This is a genomic window from Lactobacillus xujianguonis (assembly GCF_004009905.1).
GTDB classification, from domain to species: Bacteria; Bacillota; Bacilli; order Lactobacillales; family Lactobacillaceae; genus Lactobacillus; species Lactobacillus xujianguonis.
On sequence record NZ_ML136940.1, the window covers coordinates 1 to 1,482 of the forward strand.

General features: G+C 36.4%; 1 protein-coding gene. It reads right to left on the reverse strand.

The features are described from left to right. Positions 1 to 127: 127 nt before the first annotated feature. Complete coding sequence (locus EJK17_RS11200) at positions 128 to 1,282, reverse strand: tyrosine-type recombinase/integrase (RefSeq protein WP_103661247.1); 1,155 nt, start codon at positions 1,280 to 1,282, stop codon at positions 128 to 130. Positions 1,283 to 1,482: the final 200 nt, after the last annotated feature.

Sequence of the window (1,482 nt, forward strand, 5' to 3'; positions counted from 1 at the left end):
TTGGGTCCAACATTGTGTAAGCCTTATACTCCGACAAAAGAATGGCTTTAAATCAACGCTTGTAGCAGATAAAAAGTTAAAAATAAAACCTCAAATAGAAAAATTACGTAATAATTACGTAAAAGTACTATTTAAAGTCCAAATTATTGATGGAACTAGAAATATTTTGCCTCTGCTTTTTAGTGATGTGAGTATAAATGTCCAACGCCATATCTGGTTTTGAATGTCCTAGCATGTATTGTACATCCTTTGGGGTTATTCTGTCATCTCCATCGTACAGTAGAGTGGCAAGAGTGTGACGCAATCCATGGGGAGTGATACGCTTTAAGCTAGGGTTATCGGAAAAGATCTTTCTAATCCAGTTGTCCGCTTCATAGTCTGTATAATAGTCTGGACTATTTGGCTTATGGAAAACGAACTCAGAAATTAAAGGTTCTTCTGCTTCACGATAGGTGTCTAAAGCATCCATCAAGCTGTTAGATACCGTTAGGAAACGATTACCAGCATCATTTTTGACAGGTCCTAATGTCGTTTTACCGTACTCATCAAGAGTAACGGTGCGCTGGATATGCACTATCTTTTTGTCAAAATCAAAGTCAGACCATTTCAAAGCTAATCCTTCGCCACGTCGCAAGCCTAAATTAACGAGTGTTACAAAGAATGTATAAGCCATTAGCTTATAATTCTTAGCAGCTGCTAGAAACTCAGCTACCTCTTCTTTGCTGTAGAAATTTTCCTCGTTATTTCTGCTTTGTTTTAAAGATTTACGAGGTATTACTACCTTATCAAAAGGATCTTTTTCAGCCCATCCGCGACGTTGAGCAAACTTAATTACTCGTCTGAGTTGATTAAGTGTGGCAGAGTAGGCAACGTATTTCCTAGCTAATTTGTTAGCGAATTGCTGAACGTGATCTACTGAGATATGATTAATGTAATTATCACCAAACTCAGGTGCAATCTGACTACCCCAAACAATTGTTGCATGTCTGTAAGTTGATCCACGGACAGTTAAACGATAAGATTCTGAGTAAATTTTCCAAACATCGTTTACTGTTTTCTCTCTTTTCTGAGCGTTTCTTTTGTTTACAACTCGATCAGCTCCATCTACCTTAAGACGCATTTTTTCTTGTTCAGCGTCTTTATATGTAGCAAAGCCTTGACGAGATACTTTGATAGACTTACCGGTGGCTTCTTCAATACCGATATAAGTCTTAAAGCCATATCTCGTTTTACCGGATTTGAGCTTGTATGAGTATATCTCATTATCTTTTTTCCTTGGCATTTATTTTCACCTCCTTTGTTTGGTGCTTACTGTTTTTTAGAATTAAACGAGTGTTCTTTTTTAACTTAAAATCAAAGCCTACTAGCCAGTTCTGACAGCAGGCTTTTTATGTGCTATGATGAATTTACTTTTAATTAGGATGGGTGATTTAAATGAAATTAAGTGAAGAATATGAACTAGATTATTCAGGCATAGTTTTT